Here is a 1,512-nt window from a genome sequence, read left to right on the forward strand (position 1 = left end):
GTGTCTGACGTCAGCACCTGTGGGACAGATTTGAGGTTTTCGTAACGGAGGATTTCTGGATCATCGCAGCCATCAAGGAGCGAAGATGAACCAGAAATCCGGAACATCGAAGGACGCGGCCGACAAGCTGGTCAAAGGGATCAAACGTAAGACCCGGAAGCAGTACTCGGCCGAAGAGAAGATCAGGATCGTGTTGGCTGGCCTGCGCGGTGAGGAGAGCATTGCCGCACTCTGCCGCCGTGAAGGGATCAGCGAGAGCCTGTACTACACGTGGTCGAAGGAATTCCTCGAGGCGGGCAAGCAGCGGCTGGCCGGGGATACGGCCCGTCAGGCGACCTCGCCCGAGGTCAAGGAACTCCGGTCGGAGGCAACCGCGCTGAAGGAGGTCGTGGCCGACCTGACCCTCGAAAATCGCCTGCTCAAAAAAAGCATGATCGGGGATGGGGAGTACGAGGCATGAGGTACGCCGCATCGGAAAAGCTTGAGATCATCCGCACTGTCGAAGCCTCGCATTTGCCCGTGCGCCAGACGCTGGCCATGCTCGGCATTCCCAGCACGACCTATTATCGCTGGTATGACCGCTGGTCTGAGGACGGGCTTGATGGGCTGGAGGATGTGGCGCCGCACCCGGGCTCTGTCTGGAACCGCCTTCCGGACGAGACCCGGGCCGACGTCATCGAGTTCGCCTTGGAGCATGAAGAACTGACGCCCCGCGAGCTGGCGGTGAAGTATACCGATGAAAAGCAGTATTTTGTCTCTGAATCATCGGTTTATCGGATCCTGAAATCCGAGGACCTGATCACGGCGCCGGCGCATATCGTGATGAAGGCGGCCAATGAGTTCACGGACAGAACAACGCGGGCCAACGAACTCTGGCAGACGGACTTCACCTATCTCAAGGTTTTGGGGTGGGGCTGGTTCTACCTTTCGACCATCCTCGACGATTACAGCCGGTACATCATTGCCTGGAAGCTCTGCACGACGATGAAAGCCGAGGATGTGACCGCGACGCTCGACCTGGCGCTGAAAGCTTCAGGCTGTGACTCCGCAACCGTCGTCGCCAAGCCAAGGCTGCTCAGCGACAACGGATCGTCTTACATCGCCGGCGACTTGGCCGATTACCTCGAGGACAAGGGCATGGACCACGTCCGCGGTGCGCCATACCACCCGCAGACCCAGGGCAAGATCGAGCGGTGGCACCAGACCATGAAGAACCGCGTGCTGCTCGAGCATTACTTCCTGCCCGGAGACCTCGAACGCCAGATCAGCGCGTTCGTCGAATATTACAACACGCGCCGGTACCATGAGAGCCTCGGCAACCTGACGCCGGCCGACGTCTATCACGGCCGTGGTGAGCAAATCCTGCAACAGCGAGAGGAGATCAAACGGAAAACCATGCTCGCCCGGCGCTTGCGCCACGAAACTGAGAACGCGTAACATCAACCAGCGGTGAGCCAGAGCCTCCAGTCTGGAAAGCGCTCAAGCGTCCCAAATTATCTGACGACGGACACC

Annotated in this window: 1 protein-coding gene; it reads left to right on the forward strand. The window is 59.4% G+C overall.

The genetic code is table 11. The annotated features are described in order from the left end of the window. Window positions 1-85: 85 nt before the first annotated feature. Window positions 86-1,437, forward strand: a protein-coding gene (locus tag ROA7023_RS23480) for an IS3 family transposase (RefSeq protein WP_143535742.1) whose coding sequence is annotated in 2 segments (ribosomal slippage) — window positions 86-422 and window positions 422-1,437 — 1,353 coding nt in all. Because the reading frame shifts where the segments join, the coding sequence is not laid out codon by codon here. The last annotated feature ends 75 nt before the right edge of the window (window positions 1,438-1,512 follow it).

It is taken from the genome of Roseisalinus antarcticus (assembly GCF_900172355.1).
In the GTDB taxonomy this organism is placed as follows: domain Bacteria; phylum Pseudomonadota; class Alphaproteobacteria; order Rhodobacterales; family Rhodobacteraceae; genus Oceanicola; species Oceanicola antarcticus_A.